Raw genomic sequence first — 18064 nt, forward strand, 5'->3', positions numbered from 1 at the left:
TATCCGACTCTAAACATACTCTGAGACGCGCGAAATTCTTTAGAAAATGGTTTCTTAATTTTGCTCGTCTCATGGAGCCGATAGAGAATGTCTTTGCACATTTAAAACAGTGGATTTCAAAAAATTCAAAAAATTATTAGAGAATGTTGGAGGAAAAAGATGAGCTTTGTAACGGTATGTTGGAAAATCCTATTCCCGAACTTTTGTTAACGCTCCCGAACCTTTAAAAAGATTACAAAGAATCAATACGTTATACATAGGAGAAAATTGTATGGCGGAGAGAGAGGGATTCGAACCCTCGATATGGTTTCCCATATACACGCGTTCCAGGCGTGCGCCTTCAACCACTCGGCCACCTCTCCAGAAGTTCGCACTATACCCAGAAAGAAATAACGTGCAAGTCTAAACTATACATTCAAAACCCAAAAAACAAATTCATTTATTAAAGTAAGAGCTTTTATCTGTTGAATAACAAGCACATCCCTTCTTTTTAAGAAAAAACTTTTTTCGTGGATAGGTTTGTAGAATACAATAATGAGAATAAAAAGATTGTCACCAGTTATAAACTTTCATGCTCATTTACGCACTTTCTGCTTCACAAAAAAAATACTTCTCTTAAAATTAGCATACAGCCCATAGTTTTACACAACCAAATAATTAAAATCACTTACTTATACGTCATAGGAAGGGATGGTATGTGGGGGAAGAACATTTTAAGAGAGGATAAGCGGCTCTTATGCATTTTCTTAAATAGCACGAATTTTTGCAACATTGAGAGCTGTAAAATAGTGTGATGGTATCAGTTTTCTCTTTCATAGGATTACATAATAAGCCCTATTCTAAATCCTCTATTCAATTTCACACTTCTATATTTAGTTGATACTAAAGAAAATAAAATTCAGAAAAAACTTTGCATTTTTAATTTAATATGTATGAATATATTTTATTTTCTAAAATGAAAAAATAGTCTCATTTTGATCAAATACAAAATCATAAAAATGCAAACCTGTTTTCATTTTTACCATATATTTTTAAATTCAGCTTTACAGTTTTCAAAATATCTAAAGTAGTCTCCATTACTTAAAAAAATTACGTATTACTTTATACTTTTGATTATCGCATTCTTTAAGCGTGATATGGTCTCATCACAAAACAGAATACTCTAAAAATACTATTTTCTTTCCCATCCACACGTTTGTAAAAAAAACATCTCTTAAAGCTTGCCACATCTACCTCATACGGTATCTATGAATGGTATAAAATCTATTGGATAACATCATCTTTCCTTAAATAAAAAGTAAAAGCCAAGTACTATCACGCTATTTTTCGCCTAATGTTACAATATCTATTGCTATTTGAGAGAATGCATAAAAGGAATTTATTCTTTCTTAGAGTGTTTTTATCCATACATTACTCCTCCTTGTAATGTATAAAAGAGTAATTTTTATTAATTAAATATAGAGAAATTTAAAACGAAAAAACCCTACAATATTCAGGGTTCTCATTATGTAAAACGATAAATTACCATTATAAATTAATATACTGTATTAATGTTTTACAGCACTAAAAATCTGATTAGTCTGCAAAATGAGCTCGTTCTTTCCCCTTAATGTTCTTTATTACCTTATATCCTTGCTTAGAGCACGTACAGCTCGTGCAGTTTCACATTGTAATGCTTTTTGTGCTAAAATTTTCATATCTTCAAAACTATGAGTCTGTAAACACGCCTTTACTGGAGAAATATCGCAAGATATCATAGAAAGCTCATTAATTCCCAATCCAGTCAAAATCATTGCACCAAAAGGATCTCCAGCCATACCACCACATACACTCACCCAACACTTATGTTGTGCAGCTCCCTGAATAGTCTGATAAATCATACGCAAAACTGCTGGATCAAGGCTATCAGCTTCAGACACAAGGTACGGATTTTGCCGATCAACAGCCATTGTATACTGTGTTAGGTCATTGGTTCCAATTGAAAAAAAATCAACATGGGCGCTTAATACATCTGCCATAATGGCCGCTGCTGGAACTTCGATCATAATACCAAGTTTTAATTTTGGTGCACCAACATCGTTGCGGATTTCCTCTGCAATCTTTTTTATAGCGACAATCTCTGAAACAGACATGACCATCGGAAACACAATCCATAGATCTCCACCCTCTTTTGCCGCTCGATATAAAGCACGTAATTGAGGCACCAAAAGATCACGTCGACGTAACAAAAGCCGCGTTCCTCGAACACCTAAAAAAGGATTGTCCTCTTTAGATAAATGTAAATGCGTAACCTGTTTATCTCCACCAATATCAAGTGCACGAATAATTAATGGCTTATCTCCTACAGCTGTAATCATCGCCCGATATATATTAAATTGTAGCTCTTCATCCGGAATATATGGATTCTCTAAAAACAAAAATTCCGTGCGCATGAGTCCAACACCTTCAGCCCCTAAATCAAGCGCAACAGGAACCTGATTTGCGTAGTTGACATTAGCCATGATACGAATTCTTTGACCATCTGTCGTTTGCGCTGGTAACCTACATGCATTTATTTCACTGACACGTTTTTGCGCAACAGTATCAATATGCTTTTGAGCATCTTCAACGTCTTCAAGCGTAGGATTAAGGTAAATAAACCCGTTATCGCCATCAATAATAGCCTGAATATCAGACTGAATTGCTAAAATATCATCACCTGCAGCAACAACCATTGGAATACCAAGAGTACGCGCCAAAATAGCTGTATGAGATAATGGACCTCCCCATGCTGTTGCTAATCCTTTTACCCTTGTACAATCAAGTTGTGCTACATCAGAAGGAGAAAGGTCATTTGTAACCAGAATTACACCATGTGGAATATCATTTAAAAAGAACGATCTATAGGATGGATTGATTTCACCTAAAACACGTCGACCAACATCAACTAAATTAACAGCACGTGCTGCTAACAAAGGATTATCTACCTTAAAAAACATATCTGAAAATTGACGAACCGCTCTATCCCAAGACCAAGCGACACCATGACCTTCCGCTATAAAACGACAAGCTTGAGCTATTAAATTTTCATCTTCAAGCAAAACCATTTGCGCAGAAAAAATCGCAGCAGAATCTGCTCCCATACGCACTGTAATATCAGAAATCACAGATGCCATTTTATGTTTTGTTTTTGTAAGAGCATTTTCAAGACATGCTGCACCAACTGCAAAATCAATTGGCTGATCTATTATGGAAATATCATTTTGCCTTAAAACAAAAATCTTACCAAATGCTAATCCTGAACTCGCTCCAACACCAGAAATGCCTTTTTGCATAGAGCGTGGATACCAACCATGAAAAGCCTTTGTTTGAGATTCCATTGCTCTCATCAGACATTTTTCACTAATACTCACTTTTTTTGCAATAGCAATGGCATCATTGAGAAGTTGTGCTCCTTCTGCAGCATCTGTAGAAAAAATCAGAACATCACCGTTTTTTACTCCTAATTGCAATAAACCAACCAAATTTTTCATTTCAACGGTATATTGACCATGGCGAACTCTGATGGAACTTTGAGCCTTTTTCGCAAAATCAACCCAAAGAGAAGCTGGTCGTGCATGAAGACCACTTGGATAATCTAAAGTCCATTCCTGACACACAGAAAGGTCACCAATAAAAGTTTTTTCTATCTTCATATTTTGGTCAAACAAAGTTGTAACAATTTGTTGTTTGTCCATAGTTGTTGCAAGTACTTCAAGCTGTTTTTTATCAAATAAAAGAGACGTCAATTTTTTACAAATTTCTCTATAGCGATCTGGACACGCTGCAATGGCAATAACCAAATATGCTTTCTTGCCATCCTGCCACTCAACACCAGCAGGAACCTGTATAACAGCAACAGCATCCTTGATAATTAAATCACGATTTTCAGCCATACCATGAGGAATGGCTATACCATTTCCAAGCCAAGTATTGGTTGTTTCTTCACGTTCAAGCATGCTTGCCAGATAACACTTATCAACTGCACCAACCTGCACAAGCAATTCAGCAGCAGCATAAATTGCATCATTTTTATGATCAAAAGCAGCTGCAAGTTGTACAGATCTTATAGACAAGATTTCACCATCAGCAAAATCTACATTCATTGCTTCTGCTTTCTCATATCTCATCATGAATTCAAATTGCCTCACATTTGAACACCAATATCTCTGATACATTCCTTTTCAAAGCTGCATTTCCCAAAATACAAGCTATAAATACCACCACAGCTCTCTTTATATTTTACAGAATATAGCTAAGTGAGGTGCTTAAATACCTCAATATAACCGATAAAACAATTAGATATTATTATCCACCTAAGTGCTTAAAACCATCATAAACAAGTCTGCCTCTTACTCTTTTACTTTACAAAGACAAAACCCCGTTTTTTACAGCACCAATCACCTGAAAAACTATGCTTTCAAAATGCTCTTATTATCCTAAGTTGATCCTAAGTTATCCAACATAACTTTTCATTATTTTTCCTACAAGAAAGCATCCTTCCCAATCATCCGTAACTTCAGCTAATATTTTGATTGATTCCTCAAAGTTTATTTAACCTATTATCCCTCTTTATAAATTCATTACATAATTACAAATTGCTCCATGCAACTTATCATCTTTAAAATTCCGTGCTGCCCATCTTATGATATCAAACCCTCGATATATAATATTTATATATTTTAAGCCACACCTTTACTTCAATCAATATCGTAAATACACAATGCCCTCTGTCGCACATTTGCAAAGTACGACACCCTCCAAGCACCATCACCAACAACTAAAATCAAGAAAAACTCTACAAATAAGATAAATAAAGTAAAAAATGAAACGCAATTATTGCCTTAACTCTAGCTCTTATGCTTGTTTATTTTCAACAATACACAATAATAGTGAAATCAGAAAAAATATTCTTGAAGGGCGCTGATTGCACGTTGGTTATTTTTATATCTTTAAACACCGTCCTCCTTAAAAATATAATTTCACTCTCGATTTACCGAAAATTCCTTAATGCACGTCACTTTCAAAGTAGTTTTGACTACCTTTTTATGGATTTTTTATCCCTATGTCTTTTTAAATGAATAGCCCCACCTATCCACACTACCACCTAAAAACAGTATGACAACTCATCAATACCACAATGCCGATAAAAAGATCCATCTTTATCAAAATGATTACATCAATAATGCTCTCATTAAATTTCTCATAATTTTCTGAAAACAAACTGCTTCTCTTATAAGAAATTACTCGACGCTTCTTCATACATAAAAAGAAAGTCTCTCCTCACTATTATTATACAGAAACTTATCAACAAACTCTATCATAATATCAATATGTTCAGTACTAAATACTAACATAACAGCGCAGAAACTTTTTCCCTCATTGAGAAAAGCCATTTCCTCAATTCTACCTTTTTCGTATATCTTCTACATTTATTATAGTACCAACGCAAAAAGGGAAAGATAAGACTCTATCTTTCCCTTTTAATACTTATAAAACCACAACTATAATTCAATGAAATCCTGTTGATTTCTAGAGAGTGTTACAGATTACTCTGCTGCCTCCAGCATAGGAATGACTGAAACATAGGAACGATTACCCGCTTTGCGTTGAAAAGAAACCTTTCCATTTGATAATGCAAAAAGCGTATGATCTTTTCCAATACCAACATTGTTACCAGGATGCCAACGTGTACCACGCTGGCGAATAATAATATTTCCGGCAATAACGGTTTCACCACCAAATTTTTTAACGCCTAGACGTTTCGATTCTGAATCACGACCATTACGCGAGGAACCACCAGCTTTTTTATGTGCCATAGACGCTCTCCTTTAATCTTTCTTACTCTTTGATGCTACAGACGCTTTCTTCTGCGGCGCAGTCTTTTTTTCAACTGTTTTTTTAGCCGTCTTCTCAACAGAAGCAGCAGCTTTTGTTTCTTTTGGTGTAATTGCTTCTTCTTTTATCGGTTTTGCAGCAACTTTTTTAGGTTTTGAACCACCCATTAATATTTCTAAAACACGAAGCCTCGTAAATTCTTGACGATGGCCACGCGTGCGTTTAGAATTTTGACGACGGCGCTTCTTAAATGCGATAACCTTGCGCCCACGTGCCTGTTCTAAAATCTCAGCTGTCACCAATGCATCAGCAACGACAGGGATACCAATAACCGCATTACCTTCTTGCCCAACCATTAATATGTCATTGAATTCAACAACATCACCCGCATTTCCACTAACTTTTTCAACTTTTACCACTTGATTAGCAACAATGCGGTATTGCTTACCACCAGTTTTAATGACTGCGAACATTTTTTATCCTTCCGTTCACTCCAGCTCTTATTTAATTTCTGCCTTGAAATAAGGGAAAATAGGCTGCTTTTTATCAGTCGTAATAGATCCCAAAGAAGGATAAAACCTTCTTCAACACAAATATGCGCAGATTTCCCCACGCTTATATTTTGTATATATGAAGGAATTTCTATTCTCTGTCAATAAAGTCCCATAAAAAAGAAAAAAAGGTTGTACCAAAAACAATTGAAGGTTATCTACCCCTTATACACTCAAATAGTGCCGATTTTTGTTTCACTTTATTATGGAGAGATGGCTGAGTGGTTGAAAGCACCGCACTCGAAATGCGGCATAGGGGCAACTCTATCGGGGGTTCAAATCCCTCTCTCTCCGCCACAGTTTATAAAGCGATATTATTAAAACTGTTGTAGCTTGCCAGCGGGTTTTGTATATTTTGCCACTAGGTTTTGTACCAATTTATTTTTTTCGAAGGATTTTAAGGGGGAGCTCAAAGGGTCTTCAAAGACCTCTCAAAGGTCTTTATCGTTTTTGCGAATAAATTCTCATTTTTACAATTTTTGCACTTTTTTGATTTTCTGTTACATAAATCTAATCCAGATAATAAGAGAAGGCATAGTAAAATTAAAGAATTATCTCATATTTCTCTCTCATTCTACTTTTGCTTAGTTAGTACAAAACCTACTGTAAAATTATATTATTTTGCACGTCTTGCTTGAATATGTGCTAGCAACCCTAATGTTGAACTATCACGATTATCCGCTTTACTTTCTCCACGAAGAATTGGTAGTAACTCGTTTGCTAATTCTTTACCAAGTTCAACACCCCATTGATCAAATGAATTAATATTCATTAAAATCCCTTCAACAAAAGTGCGATGTTCATAAAGCGCAATAAGACGACCGAGTGCAAAAGGTGTTAATGAATCTTGAACCAGCGTAATGCTGGGACGGTTTCCTTTAAAACTTCTATGACGTGCTAAATGGTCTGCTTCACCCTCATCAACTCCATTTTTTATCAAGATATGCCGAGCATCTTCAAGACTACGCCCCTTCATCAAGGCTTTTGATTGTGCTAAACCGTTTGCTAGCAACATCTCATACATAGAATGTAATTTTTTCTCATGCCCTTTTATAAATAAAATAAATTCTACAGGAATAATATCTGTTCCTTGATGCAGAAGCTGAAAAAAAGCATGTTGACTATTTGTTCCTGAATCCCCCCAAACAATTGGACCACTTGAAAAACTTAATGGTTTTCCATCCAGCGAGACTTGTTTACCATTTGATTCCATATCAAGCTGTTGTAAATAAGCTGGAAAATGTATTAAACGCTGTGCATAAGGAATGATCGAACGTGATGAATAACCACAAATAACACGATGCCAGAATCCTAAAAGAGCAAAACGAATAGGAATATTTTTATGCAAAGGCATAGTTTTAAAATGTTGATCCATTTGCAAAGCACCATTGAGAAATTGGCGAAAATTTCCACCACCTATTGCAAACATAACAACAAGTCCAATGGCTGACCAAATTGAATAACGTCCTCCAACCCAATTCCAAAATTTAAAAACTCTTGTGGAATCTATGCCAAATTCTGCCACTTTATCAAGCGCACTTGAAACAGCAACAAAATGCGTACAAACGGCTTCTTCTCCTAAATGTGAACAAATCCACTGACGTGCAACTTGAGCATTGACCATTGTTTCAGCCGTTGTAAAAGTTTTAGAAGCAATGACAAACAGCGTTGTTGCTGGATTCAAAATAGAGAGAGTATCAGAAATATGGGCACTGTCAGCATTCGAAACAAAATGACACTGTGGACCATCATGATAAGGTTTTAAAGCATATGTGACCATTGCAGGACCAAGATCAGAACCACCAATACCAATATTGACAATATCACTTATTCTCTCGCCACTGCTTCCCTTATAGCTTCCATCACGCACCTTTTCAGAAAATCTTTCCATATCTTCAAGGACGTCTTGAATATCGCGAATAAGATTATGACCATCCAACATGAAAATTTCATCAGCAGGTAAACGTAATGCAATATGAAGAACTGAGCGTTTTTCAGTTGTATTAATCGCCTTACCAGAAAACATTGCATCACGCCGGCCTAACACATCTGCTGCGACCGCTAAATCATCTAGAAGTTGCAATGTTTTAAATGTCACACCACATTTTGAAAAATCGAAAAGAAGATCATCAAGTCTGAGGGAAAAATGGGAAAAACGCTGTTCATCTTCTACAAAATGCCGACGAATATCATAGACCCCATCCTTTGCGGCATGGTTTCTTAAAGCTTTTAATGTGGCTTCAAAAGCCATTTCATTTCGAATCGAAAAGCTATCTCCCATAAGCTTATCCTATACGGTTATTGATAATGAAATCTATGCCCAAACAATAACAAAGCAGAAAACACCTCCTTTATTGCTCGCTATTTTCACTGCTCACATAAAAATGAAGGAATATACAAAATAAAAGGATAAGATCCGAAAATGATATTTTTACAAGAATAAACTTTCAAATCTTTTCTATCATATACATCATTTAACTTGATTGAGTTCTTTTGTTAAACGTAAATCTTCTTCTGCTTTTGGTCTTATAAAACGCCCTAAAAAAAGATAAACAACCGGTGTGACATAAAGCGTAAAAATAGTTGCTAAACCTAAGCCACCAACGATAACCCAACCTAAGGCTATACGAGCTTCTGCGCCAGCACCTTTGGCCAAAACCAAAGGAATACCTCCTAAAATGGCACAAATCATTGTCATACAAACTGGACGAAGGCGAATGTTTGCTGCTTCTTCTACGGCTTCACGCACGCTTCTTCCCTGATCACGTAATTGATCTGCAAATTCAACAATGAGAATACCATTTTTTGCCATAACACCAATTAACAAAATTAATCCAATTTGGCTGTAAATATTAAGACTCACACCACTTAATAGCATAGCAATTACAGCACAACCAATCCCTAATGGGACAGTGGCCATGATAATGAATCCTGAAATAAAGCTTTCAAACTGAGCAGCCAAAATCAATAAAATAATCAAAAAGGCAATGCCAAAAACAATCATAAAATTGGAAGATGTTTCGTTAAGCGTTTCGGCTTCCCCTAAGGGAACCAAGTAAGTTCCTTTCGATAACAAAGGAGAAGCAATTTTCTGTACAGTTTGGTAAGCTTCCCCTAAAGCGATATCTGGAGCAAGATTTGCGCTTAAAATAACAGCACTCATGCGTTTTTCCCGTTTTAATTGAGGAGCAATAGCTTTTTCATGTAAACGCGCAATAACCGATAAAGGAACATATCGATTGTCTTTGGTTTTTAAAAAAATATTTTCTAAATCGCTAGGACTCTTCATAGAATTTGTACGCGATATCAATTTAACATCGTAAGAATGATCATCCACGTTAATGGAACCAATCTTTTTACCATCCAACATTGTTTGTAATGTATCGCCCAAATTGGTGATATCAATCCCTAAATCGGAGGCTTTTTTTCGATTGATTTCAATAAAAAATTGCGGTTGTGTTGCATCAACAGTAAGGCGTGGGCGAATAAAACGCGGATCATCTTGTAAAGCACTTACCAGCTTATCAGCAATGGGTTGTAATATTGCATAATCATTGCCAAGAATTGCAAATTGCAACCCTTGCCCAGTTCCGCTCACACCTAGAGAATTTCCCTGCGCAGCAAACACAAAAACTGCGGGAAACTGTTTAACCTTTGCATTAATATCTTTCACGATTTCTTGCTGACTCCGTAAACGTTTATCCCAAGATGAAAGCAATAAAATCAAAAAAGCAGTATTGGGTGAACCGCCAGCACCCGCAATAGAGTAACTGTTAGCAATCTCCCCTGCATCACGTAATGGCTGTAGACTTGCTTCAATTTGCTCTATTTGCTCGTTCAAATATTGTGTTGAAATACCTTGTGGTCCATTAATAACCAAAAAGATCACAGCTCTGTCTTCTGCTGGCGTTAATTCCTGTTGTAGCTTCGTATAGCCTCCAACACAAAGACCCGCAAAAATAAGTGAAGCAAAAACAACAGCCCAAGGCTTTTCTAAACACTTATGCAAACTGTAAGTATATGCCTTATGAAAAAAAGTACCTAATTTATATAAAAAAGCAAAATGATGGGACTTTTCCTCTTTTTCCTCAATATGTTCTTTGAGAAAACGCGAAGCCAACATTGGACAAAGCGTTAAGGCAACAACTGAAGAAAGCAAAATAGAAATTGCCAAAACAAAACCAAATTCTCTAAAAAGACCTCCAACTTGCCCAGGAAGAAAGGAAATAGGAACAAACACAGCCACTAATGTCAATGTTGTTGCTAAAACAGCAAAAAACACTTCACGTGTTCCTATCACCGCTGCTGCTCTGGAACCTAATCCCATATTGCGCCACCGAACAATATTCTCAAGAACAACAATGGCATCATCCACAACAAGCCCTGTTGCTAAAACAAGTCCTAAAAATGTGAGAATATTCAATGAAAACCCTACAAGATAAATAGCCGCAATGGTACCAATCAAAGCGACAGGAAGAGATAAAGCAGGTATCAGCGTTACACGAATGTCTCTGAGAAAAAGAAAAATGACCAAGATAACGCTCAAAATAGCAATGACCAACGCAACTTCAACCTCATGAAGAGCGCTTTTAATAAAAATTGCATCGTCATTAATAACGTCTATATTTACAGAAGAAGGAACAATACTTTTGAGATTATCAACAACGGCTCTCACACCTTCAGAAATATTAAGAGTGTTGGATTGTGCTTTACGCACGATACCTAATCCAATACCTGTCTTTCCATTGATACGAAGAATAACTGTTTCTATATCCGGCGATAAAGTAACATGCGCAACATCACCAAGATGCACATGAGGCTTTAAAACAACTTGTTCAAAAGATTCTGGTGTTGTTAAACGTGCAGTAGCACGTACAACTAAAGTTTGCTTAGAATTGCGTAATGACCCTACTGGCACATCTGTTGTCATATCAGCAAGAACACGTGAAATATCTGCTACAGTTAATCCATAACTTGCAAGTTTTGCTTGATCTATATCAATCTGAAAAATCTTTGTGCGAGCACTATCGACCTGTACATCACCAACACCATCAACAGCAGAAATAGCATCAACAATCTGATCGTTTACAATCGTGGTTAAATCATCAACACTCATTGTTGGTGACGTCACAACCAAATACATCATGGCAGCAGCATTCGAATCTGCTTTAATAATCAAAGGCGAATCCGCATCTTTCGGTAAAGAATAGGTAACACGAGAGAGAGCATCACGAATATCAGATGCTGCAACATTCAAATCAACACCGACATTAAAGTTAATCTTCACACGGGAGCGTCCAAAAGAAGACGTTGAAGAAATCGTCTTAACACCTGAAACACGAGAAACAGCATCTTCTATAACTTTTGTAACTTCACGATCAATTGTTTCTGCCGATGCACCAGAAAACATCGTCACAATCGTTGTTACAGGAGTATCAACATCGGGTAATTCTCTTACATCAACATTTAACCATGCTGCAAATCCTGCAATAATGATCATAGCATTCAAAACAAGAGTAAAAACCGGTCTGCGAATAAATAAGGTAATGAGACCACCTTGCTCCACCTTTGACATAGGCTGTTTTGTGCTCAATTCTTGGCTCATTGTATATCCGTTCCATAACCTACTGATAATTGCTGTTGATGAGACTTTGGATCATCAATAGTTACTTTACTTCCTGGATAAAGCATTTGCACCCCTTGAATGACAACTTGATCACCATTTTCTAGGGGAGCTTTCACGAAAACATGATCGGCTTTATGCTGAATAATTGTTACGGGAATAGACTCTACTTTTCCTTCTCTCACACGCCAAACGAATGACCCTTTACTATTCCATTGAACTGCAAGAGGATTAACGACAGGAAAAGAACCACCATGAAACTGCAAGGAAACAGAAAAGGACATACCAGACATGAGCGTATCTTTTTCATTATTGATTTCAACCTGAACATGAAGTGTGCGACTTTCTGGATCAACGATATTATCAATCGCATAAATATGACCAACAAAAGATCTATCTGGCTGCGCGATTAACGTTGCCGTTACCTCATCTCCTTTATGGATGCGCGACACATATCGTTCAGGGGCCCATATATCGACCAAAATACGTTCTCTATTCTCAATACGGCCTATTACAGTATTAAGGGTCACGTTATTCCCCGCATCAACGGGCAAAATACCAACAACTCCAGGAATCGGTGCTCGAATTGTTCGCCGATCGAGATCTAATTCAGCATTACGCAAAACTAAATTTGCGTTATCCAACTCTAAGCGTGCCATAATTTCTTGAACTTCCGTTGCTGTATTGCTGGCGCGTAATTTAAGAATACGCGAAAGCGTCAACGCATTGTTATCACGTTGCACTTTTGCTTTTGCAGCCGCTATTTCTTCTTTTTTAGAATCAAGCTTTGCAATCACATCATCAGCTTGTACTTTTGTACCCGCTGATACAAAAAGCTTATCAATAACACCTGAGGATAAAGGGGTAAGCTCGACTTCTGCAAGAGCTTTTCCACTCCCAAGAACGTTAAGTTGTTCATAAAGATCTTGAACTTTTACAAGATCAACGACAACATTTACCGGTGGCCTTCCCATTTTTTCATTTGAAGCTTTATCCGATACTCTTGTTTTATCCACCATAGAAATGGGTTGGTCTGCACTCTTTTTTCCAGCCCAATAAGTAACCGTTAAAACAACGATTAAAAACACTAATGGAAAGCTCTTTTTTAATAACGCCATACATCCGCCCTTGCTGTGTCATGTTCATCTGAAATAGTTTTCAACAGTAATATCGGCGTTTTACACAAAAACCCAACAGCGGGTGTATATATCTTACCCCCACCGCAAAAAACACATCTCATCTCTGCTTGACTATCTTTCATAGATTAAAACGTCAAGTTAACTATCGTTCATATTGCTTTGTATGGTCATGACAAAAAAATGTTCATATCAAAACCAACTGAAGCCATAATATATTATATCCTTTTTTAAAATATATCATAAAAAAAGAGAGATTTTTTTTATGACGACTCAAGTTTCACTTGCATTTCTTTAATGAAACGATTAGGAACCCTTTGTCTTAGACAATGTAAAAAATTGAAATGTATGCACCCGTAGCTCAGCTGGATAGAGCACCAGACTACGAATCTGGGGGTCAGGAGTTCGAATCTCTTCGGGTGCGCCATCTATCAATATCTTCTTATAAAGTCAGACTTTTTAAATTCTTTATTTTGTGATTTATTTTTACCTATCTTTGTATTTTGTTATTTCATTCTGTTGTGAGTCGTTTCTTTAGCCATTTTGCTAGAATAAGATGTTATGAGTCCTTCAATTCAGCTCTAAGGTGCTTTTATTAGCTTATAATCGTAGCGATTGCATGAGTAGCGTATGTTGTTGTTTTCTTTTATCAATCTATGCGCTTGTTTTTGGTCTCTTCCGGATTATACTCTCTACTCAGTTAGGTAATTTTTTACGTGCTTATTTCTAATTGTTCCATAACTGGATGTTTCTGGATATTTTATTCCTAGCAGTCCCATCTTAAGAGGGACTTCAGATGTGCCGCCATAAATTCCGGTTTACCACCATGTGAAACTTTTTCAGTGTGTTGTTGGAAAGAATAAATAAACTACTTCTCAAACGTACTACTATGAAACACTTATGGTATCCATTAATGTCATCAGCATTTGTTGCAAACCAAAGCTTCTTTTCGCAATATTTTTAATTGAATTAAACGTATTTTTACTGCTTAAAAGCAAAAAGATTCTTTTTCCTAAAAAACAATAAAACTCTTCTTGTGCTTCTTTAGCATTATCTCTTGCATGGCATATCATCGATTTCTATGATATCTTAATATTTTTCTGTTCTCTATGAATTTTTCTAATTAATCCATGGAGTACAGATCTCAAACATTAATAAAAGCTGAATTTAAAGAATTTTTCCATGCCTAAAACTGATATTGAAATTGCTCGCACTGCTAAAAAGCAACATATTATTGAAATTGCACAAAAAATTGGTATTTCACATGAAAATCTCATTCCCTATGGTCATGATAAAGCTAAAATTTCTTCTGAATACATAAAATCGCTTAATAAAAATCCAGATGGTAAACTTATCCTTGTCACAGCTATCAATCCCACACCTGCCGGAGAAGGCAAAACAACAACAACAGTTGGACTAAGTGATGCTCTTAATCTTATTGGTAAAAAAACAATAGCTACCTTGAGAGAACCATCTTTAGGTCCCTGTTTTGGTGTAAAAGGTGGTGCTGCTGGTGGTGGTTATGCGCAAGTCATTCCAATGGATGACCTTAATTTACATTTTACCGGTGATTTTCATGCTATTACAGCTGCTCATAATCTTCTTGCCGCAATGATAGATAATCATCTTTATTGGGGAAATACTCTAAACATTGATCCACGTCGCATTGTTTGGAAACGCGTTCTTGATATGAATGACCGTGTATTGCGCGATATTGTCATTTCATTGGGGGGCATAACAAATGGTTTTCCACGTCAAACAGGTTTTGATATTACTGTTGCATCAGAAATTATGGCGCTTCTTTGTCTCTCTGAAAATTTAGAAAACCTTACACAAAGACTCAAAAAAATTATTGTTGCTTATCGTTATGATAAAACGCCCATCACCGTTGCTGATCTCAATGCGGAAGGTGCAATGGCAGTTCTTCTCAAAGATGCTATACAACCCAATCTCGTACAGACAATTGAAAATAATCCTGTTCTCGTTCATGGAGGACCTTTTGCCAACATTGCTCATGGTTGCAATTCAGTTATAGCAACAAAAACTGCTTTAAAACTTGCTGATTATGTTGTCACAGAAGCAGGGTTTGGAGCAGATCTTGGAGCAGAAAAGTTCTTCAATATCAAATGTAGGCAAGCAGGTATTGTACCAAATGCTACAGTGATCGTCGCAACTATTCGTGCATTAAAAATGAATGGTGGTCTGGATAAAAATAACCTGACAGAAGAAAATATCACCGCTTTAGAAAAAGGAGCTGCCAATCTTTTACGACACATAAAAAATATGAAGCACTACGGTATTCCTTGTGTTGTGGCTATCAATCATTTTGACAGCGATAGCGATGCTGAAATAAAAACATTACAAAAAATAGTTGCAACAACTGGACACAAAGCTATTATCTGTAAGCATTGGGAACAAGGTGGAAAAGGCGCTATAGAACTTGCACAAGAACTCGTTACCTTGATTGAAAAGCACGATTCTGATTTTAAAGTTCTCTATCAAGATGATATTCCACTCGTTCAAAAAATTAATTGTATTATAACAAAGCTATACGGTGGACGTGGCGCCATCATCTCAGCCCCTATTCTCAAACAACTTGAAACTTGGGAAAAAGAAGGTTTTGGCGTCTACCCTATTTGTATGGCCAAAACACCTTATTCTTTTTCTTCTGATCCCAAGCAATACGGAGCTCCTGTTGATTTTGAAATTCCCATACGAGAAGTTCGTCTCTGTGCGGGAGCCGGCTTTATTGTTGTCATTTGTGGAGATGTTATGACCATGCCGGGACTACCCCATTATCCCACGGCGGAAAAAATTCATCTTGACGAAAATGATCAAATACAAGGACTTTCATAAGTTTATAATCATGAAATCTATCATTCATTATAAAAAGCATTTTATTACAAAAAAAATAGAATTTTTAAAAGCGATATAGACAAATGTCTTATTTATATGATATAAGTTTTTGTCCTTTTGGATATGCCTTTAAAAGGACGTAGGTTTTCCTATTATTTGTGACACTGAAAAAAGCAGGATAAATAGTGCAAGTACTCGTTCGTGATAATAATGTTGATCAAGCGCTCCGCGCGTTGAAAAAAAAGATGCAGCGTGAAGGTATCTTCCGTGAAATGAAAATGCGTAGTTATTATGAGAAGCCATCTGAGAAGCGTGCTCGTGAAAAAGCTGAGGCTATTCGTCGTACACGTAAGCTTGCTCGTAAGCGTGCACAAAGAGAAGGTTTTGTTAGTAACGGACGGACTGTTGCGGTAAAGTAATGTGCTTTATGATATTATATAATTGCATAAGCAATAGATAGTAAGCTACTAGAAAATTTTATCTTCATAGGCAATTGCGATGAATTGCTTGTGTAGGTTTTTATGTACAATGTTATCTAATATGTTAGTTATTTGAAAATAATAAGGTTTCTATCATAGAGGTGGTTTTTATTTCACTCTTATATTTTAAAAATAGATAACAAACTACACTTGAGATATTTAAGCGACTTTTTCCTATGTAAATTGAGTGCGGGGTGTTTTATTATCACTTTTTGCTATAATTTTCTCCTTCTGGATATCTCTTAAATAACTGCTTCTTATGTGCAAATTTCATGATGAATTTCTTTTTTGTCATTAAATATTCTACATCTTTCGATCATCCTAGGTCTGATTACAAAACAAAAATGCTTCTTATAAACACTATAAATAATAGGAACTGCATAACATTGAAAGCTGGTAAATAGAACGATGGAGCCAGCTTATCTACCATACGGATAAGCATTATCATGGCATAAGATTAGAGTGTAGAAAATTTTATAAATGAATTATCACGAAAAAGTGTCCTGTTAAAATTAGCCCTTCATATATCAATCTACTCTATAATGTTGCTCATATTTTTACGCTTAAATGTTTTATTTATCGTATTATTTTGTTCATTCAAAACTTCTTTTCAAGCCACACAATAATCCCTTTCTGAACAGCTCTTTGTTCATAGTATGCATACATGCACTTTTACTTTGAGAAACAAACTCAGAAAAGAGATGCAATACTTTAGCCCTAATTTCCTGTACAAAAACTGCCTATGGCTCCAATATACTTTACTGTTTTATCACGCTTACAGCTACATAAAAATCTAATGTTTATTTATATCTACCCCCTCATAAACAAGATAAGCACTAAGAAATACAAACCTTTTGTTTTCCTTATTTTGATATTTTTGTAGCAATTTTTTCATCGTTTAGATCTCTTTAACGAGCAATGTGTCATACTTTTTATCAGTTTCCAGTCTTATCTTTCAGATTTTAAATTTCCAATATATGACGAAATAAAGGAGTTCGGTGTGCAAAATTCTCGTTGGTTTCGCGTTTCAATACTCATATCATGTATCTTAATAGCAACAGTCATTGTATTGGGTTCACCTCATTTGTTGCATGCACAAACATTTAATCAAAATTTAGGGCCCAGTGGTTTACCACTTCCGCGATTTGCTTCGATTAAACCCACCAGCGTTAATGTACGCGTCGGACCAGGAAGCAACTATTCTATCATTTTCACCTACAAAAAGAAGGGCTTACCTATTGAAATCATTCAAGAATATGATCAATGGCGCAAAATTCGTGATGCAGAAGGCGATGAGGGATGGGTGTATCAATCGCTTTTATCGGGAAAGCGAACTGCTATAACTATTCCATGGCAAAAAGATAAAACAAAAAGGCTGATGCTACGAAAAAACCCCACCGACAACGCAGAACTTGTGGCGGAAGTAGAACCTAACGTCATTGGTAACATCCGCCAATGTGATGGACAATGGTGCGAACTAAACATTAATAATACGCGCGGATGGCTTCAGCAACCCCAGTTATGGGGAATCTATCCTGATGAAAAAGTAAAAGGTTGGTGAAT

9 protein-coding genes and 3 tRNA genes are annotated in these 18064 nt (G+C 36.2%); 5 read left to right on the forward strand and 7 right to left on the reverse strand.

What is annotated here, in order from left to right:
• Positions 1-272: 272 nt before the first annotated feature.
• The 4 genes from ACFIMA_RS00005 to rplU form a co-directional block, all read right to left on the reverse strand.
• Positions 273-362: transfer RNA gene (locus ACFIMA_RS00005), tRNA-Ser, on the reverse strand.
• A 1257-nt stretch (positions 363-1619) separates the two neighbouring features.
• Positions 1620-4151 carry a phosphoenolpyruvate--protein phosphotransferase gene (gene ptsP, locus ACFIMA_RS00010; RefSeq protein ID WP_375652413.1) on the reverse strand — a complete coding sequence of 844 codons (2532 nt, stop codon included), beginning with the start codon at positions 4149-4151 and terminating at the stop codon, positions 1620-1622.
• 1416 nt (positions 4152-5567) lie between these two features.
• Entirely contained in the window at positions 5568-5837 is a 270-nt protein-coding gene (gene rpmA, locus ACFIMA_RS00015; protein ID WP_100130483.1) for a 50S ribosomal protein L27, read from the reverse strand.
• 12 nt (positions 5838-5849) lie between these two features.
• On the reverse strand, positions 5850-6329 hold the full coding sequence (gene rplU, locus ACFIMA_RS00020) for a 50S ribosomal protein L21 (RefSeq protein WP_375693008.1): 480 nt from the start codon (positions 6327-6329) through the stop codon (positions 5850-5852).
• Between the two features lie 285 nt (positions 6330-6614).
• Here rplU and ACFIMA_RS00025 point away from each other — a divergent pair.
• Positions 6615-6704, forward strand: a tRNA-Ser gene (locus ACFIMA_RS00025).
• 319 nt (positions 6705-7023) lie between these two features.
• Here ACFIMA_RS00025 and pgi read toward each other — a convergent pair.
• The 3 genes from pgi to ACFIMA_RS00040 all read right to left on the reverse strand — a co-directional run bounded on the left by pgi (position 7024) and on the right by ACFIMA_RS00040 (position 13148).
• Positions 7024-8688: a glucose-6-phosphate isomerase gene (gene pgi, locus ACFIMA_RS00030; RefSeq protein ID WP_375612841.1), complete on the reverse strand. Its 1665-nt coding sequence runs from the start codon at positions 8686-8688 to the stop codon at positions 7024-7026.
• A 189-nt stretch (positions 8689-8877) separates the two neighbouring features.
• A complete protein-coding gene (locus ACFIMA_RS00035) occupies positions 8878-12012 on the reverse strand; it encodes an efflux RND transporter permease subunit (RefSeq protein WP_375632166.1) in 3135 nt (1044 codons plus the stop codon).
• Complete coding sequence (locus ACFIMA_RS00040; RefSeq protein ID WP_375612839.1) at positions 12009-13148, reverse strand: efflux RND transporter periplasmic adaptor subunit; 1140 nt, start codon at positions 13146-13148, stop codon at positions 12009-12011. The genes ACFIMA_RS00035 and ACFIMA_RS00040 overlap by 4 nt, the downstream gene beginning before the upstream one ends.
• 368 nt (positions 13149-13516) lie before the next feature.
• On the opposite strand from ACFIMA_RS00040, the gene ACFIMA_RS00045 reads away from it, so the two are divergent.
• From ACFIMA_RS00045 to ACFIMA_RS00060, 4 genes are all read left to right on the forward strand, one after another.
• Positions 13517-13593: transfer RNA gene (locus ACFIMA_RS00045), tRNA-Arg, on the forward strand.
• A 755-nt stretch (positions 13594-14348) separates the two neighbouring features.
• Positions 14349-16022, forward strand: a complete 1674-nt coding sequence (locus ACFIMA_RS00050) for a formate--tetrahydrofolate ligase (protein WP_375632165.1) — start codon at positions 14349-14351, stop codon at positions 16020-16022.
• Positions 16023-16207: 185 nt separating this feature from the next.
• The gene (gene rpsU / locus ACFIMA_RS00055) at positions 16208-16441 is read left to right on the forward strand and encodes a 30S ribosomal protein S21 (protein ID WP_012754552.1); all 234 of its coding nucleotides are present in this window, start codon (positions 16208-16210) and stop codon (positions 16439-16441) included.
• A gap of 1060 nt (positions 16442-17501) precedes the next feature.
• Positions 17502-18062, forward strand: a complete 561-nt coding sequence (locus tag ACFIMA_RS00060; RefSeq protein ID WP_375652410.1) for an SH3 domain-containing protein — start codon at positions 17502-17504, stop codon at positions 18060-18062.
• The last annotated feature ends 2 nt before the right edge of the window (positions 18063-18064 follow it).

Origin of the sequence: Bartonella sp. AP88HLJMH (assembly GCF_042195605.1) — a bacterium.
GTDB lineage: Bacteria > Pseudomonadota > Alphaproteobacteria > Rhizobiales > Rhizobiaceae > Bartonella.

Coding starts and splice junctions, on each gene's coding strand:
- ptsP (WP_375652413.1), bottom strand. CDS start 4,151: ATGATGAGATATGAGAAAGCAGAAGCAATGAATGTAGATTTTGCTGAT.
- rpmA (WP_100130483.1), bottom strand. CDS start 5,837: ATGGCACATAAAAAAGCTGGTGGTTCCTCGCGTAATGGTCGTGATTCA.
- rplU (WP_375693008.1), bottom strand. CDS start 6,329: ATGTTCGCAGTCATTAAAACTGGTGGTAAGCAATACCGCATTGTTGCT.
- pgi (WP_375612841.1), bottom strand. CDS start 8,688: ATGGGAGATAGCTTTTCGATTCGAAATGAAATGGCTTTTGAAGCCACA.
- ACFIMA_RS00035 (WP_375632166.1), bottom strand. CDS start 12,012: ATGAGCCAAGAATTGAGCACAAAACAGCCTATGTCAAAGGTGGAGCAA.
- ACFIMA_RS00040 (WP_375612839.1), bottom strand. CDS start 13,148: ATGGCGTTATTAAAAAAGAGCTTTCCATTAGTGTTTTTAATCGTTGTT.
- ACFIMA_RS00050 (WP_375632165.1), top strand. CDS start 14,349: ATGCCTAAAACTGATATTGAAATTGCTCGCACTGCTAAAAAGCAACAT.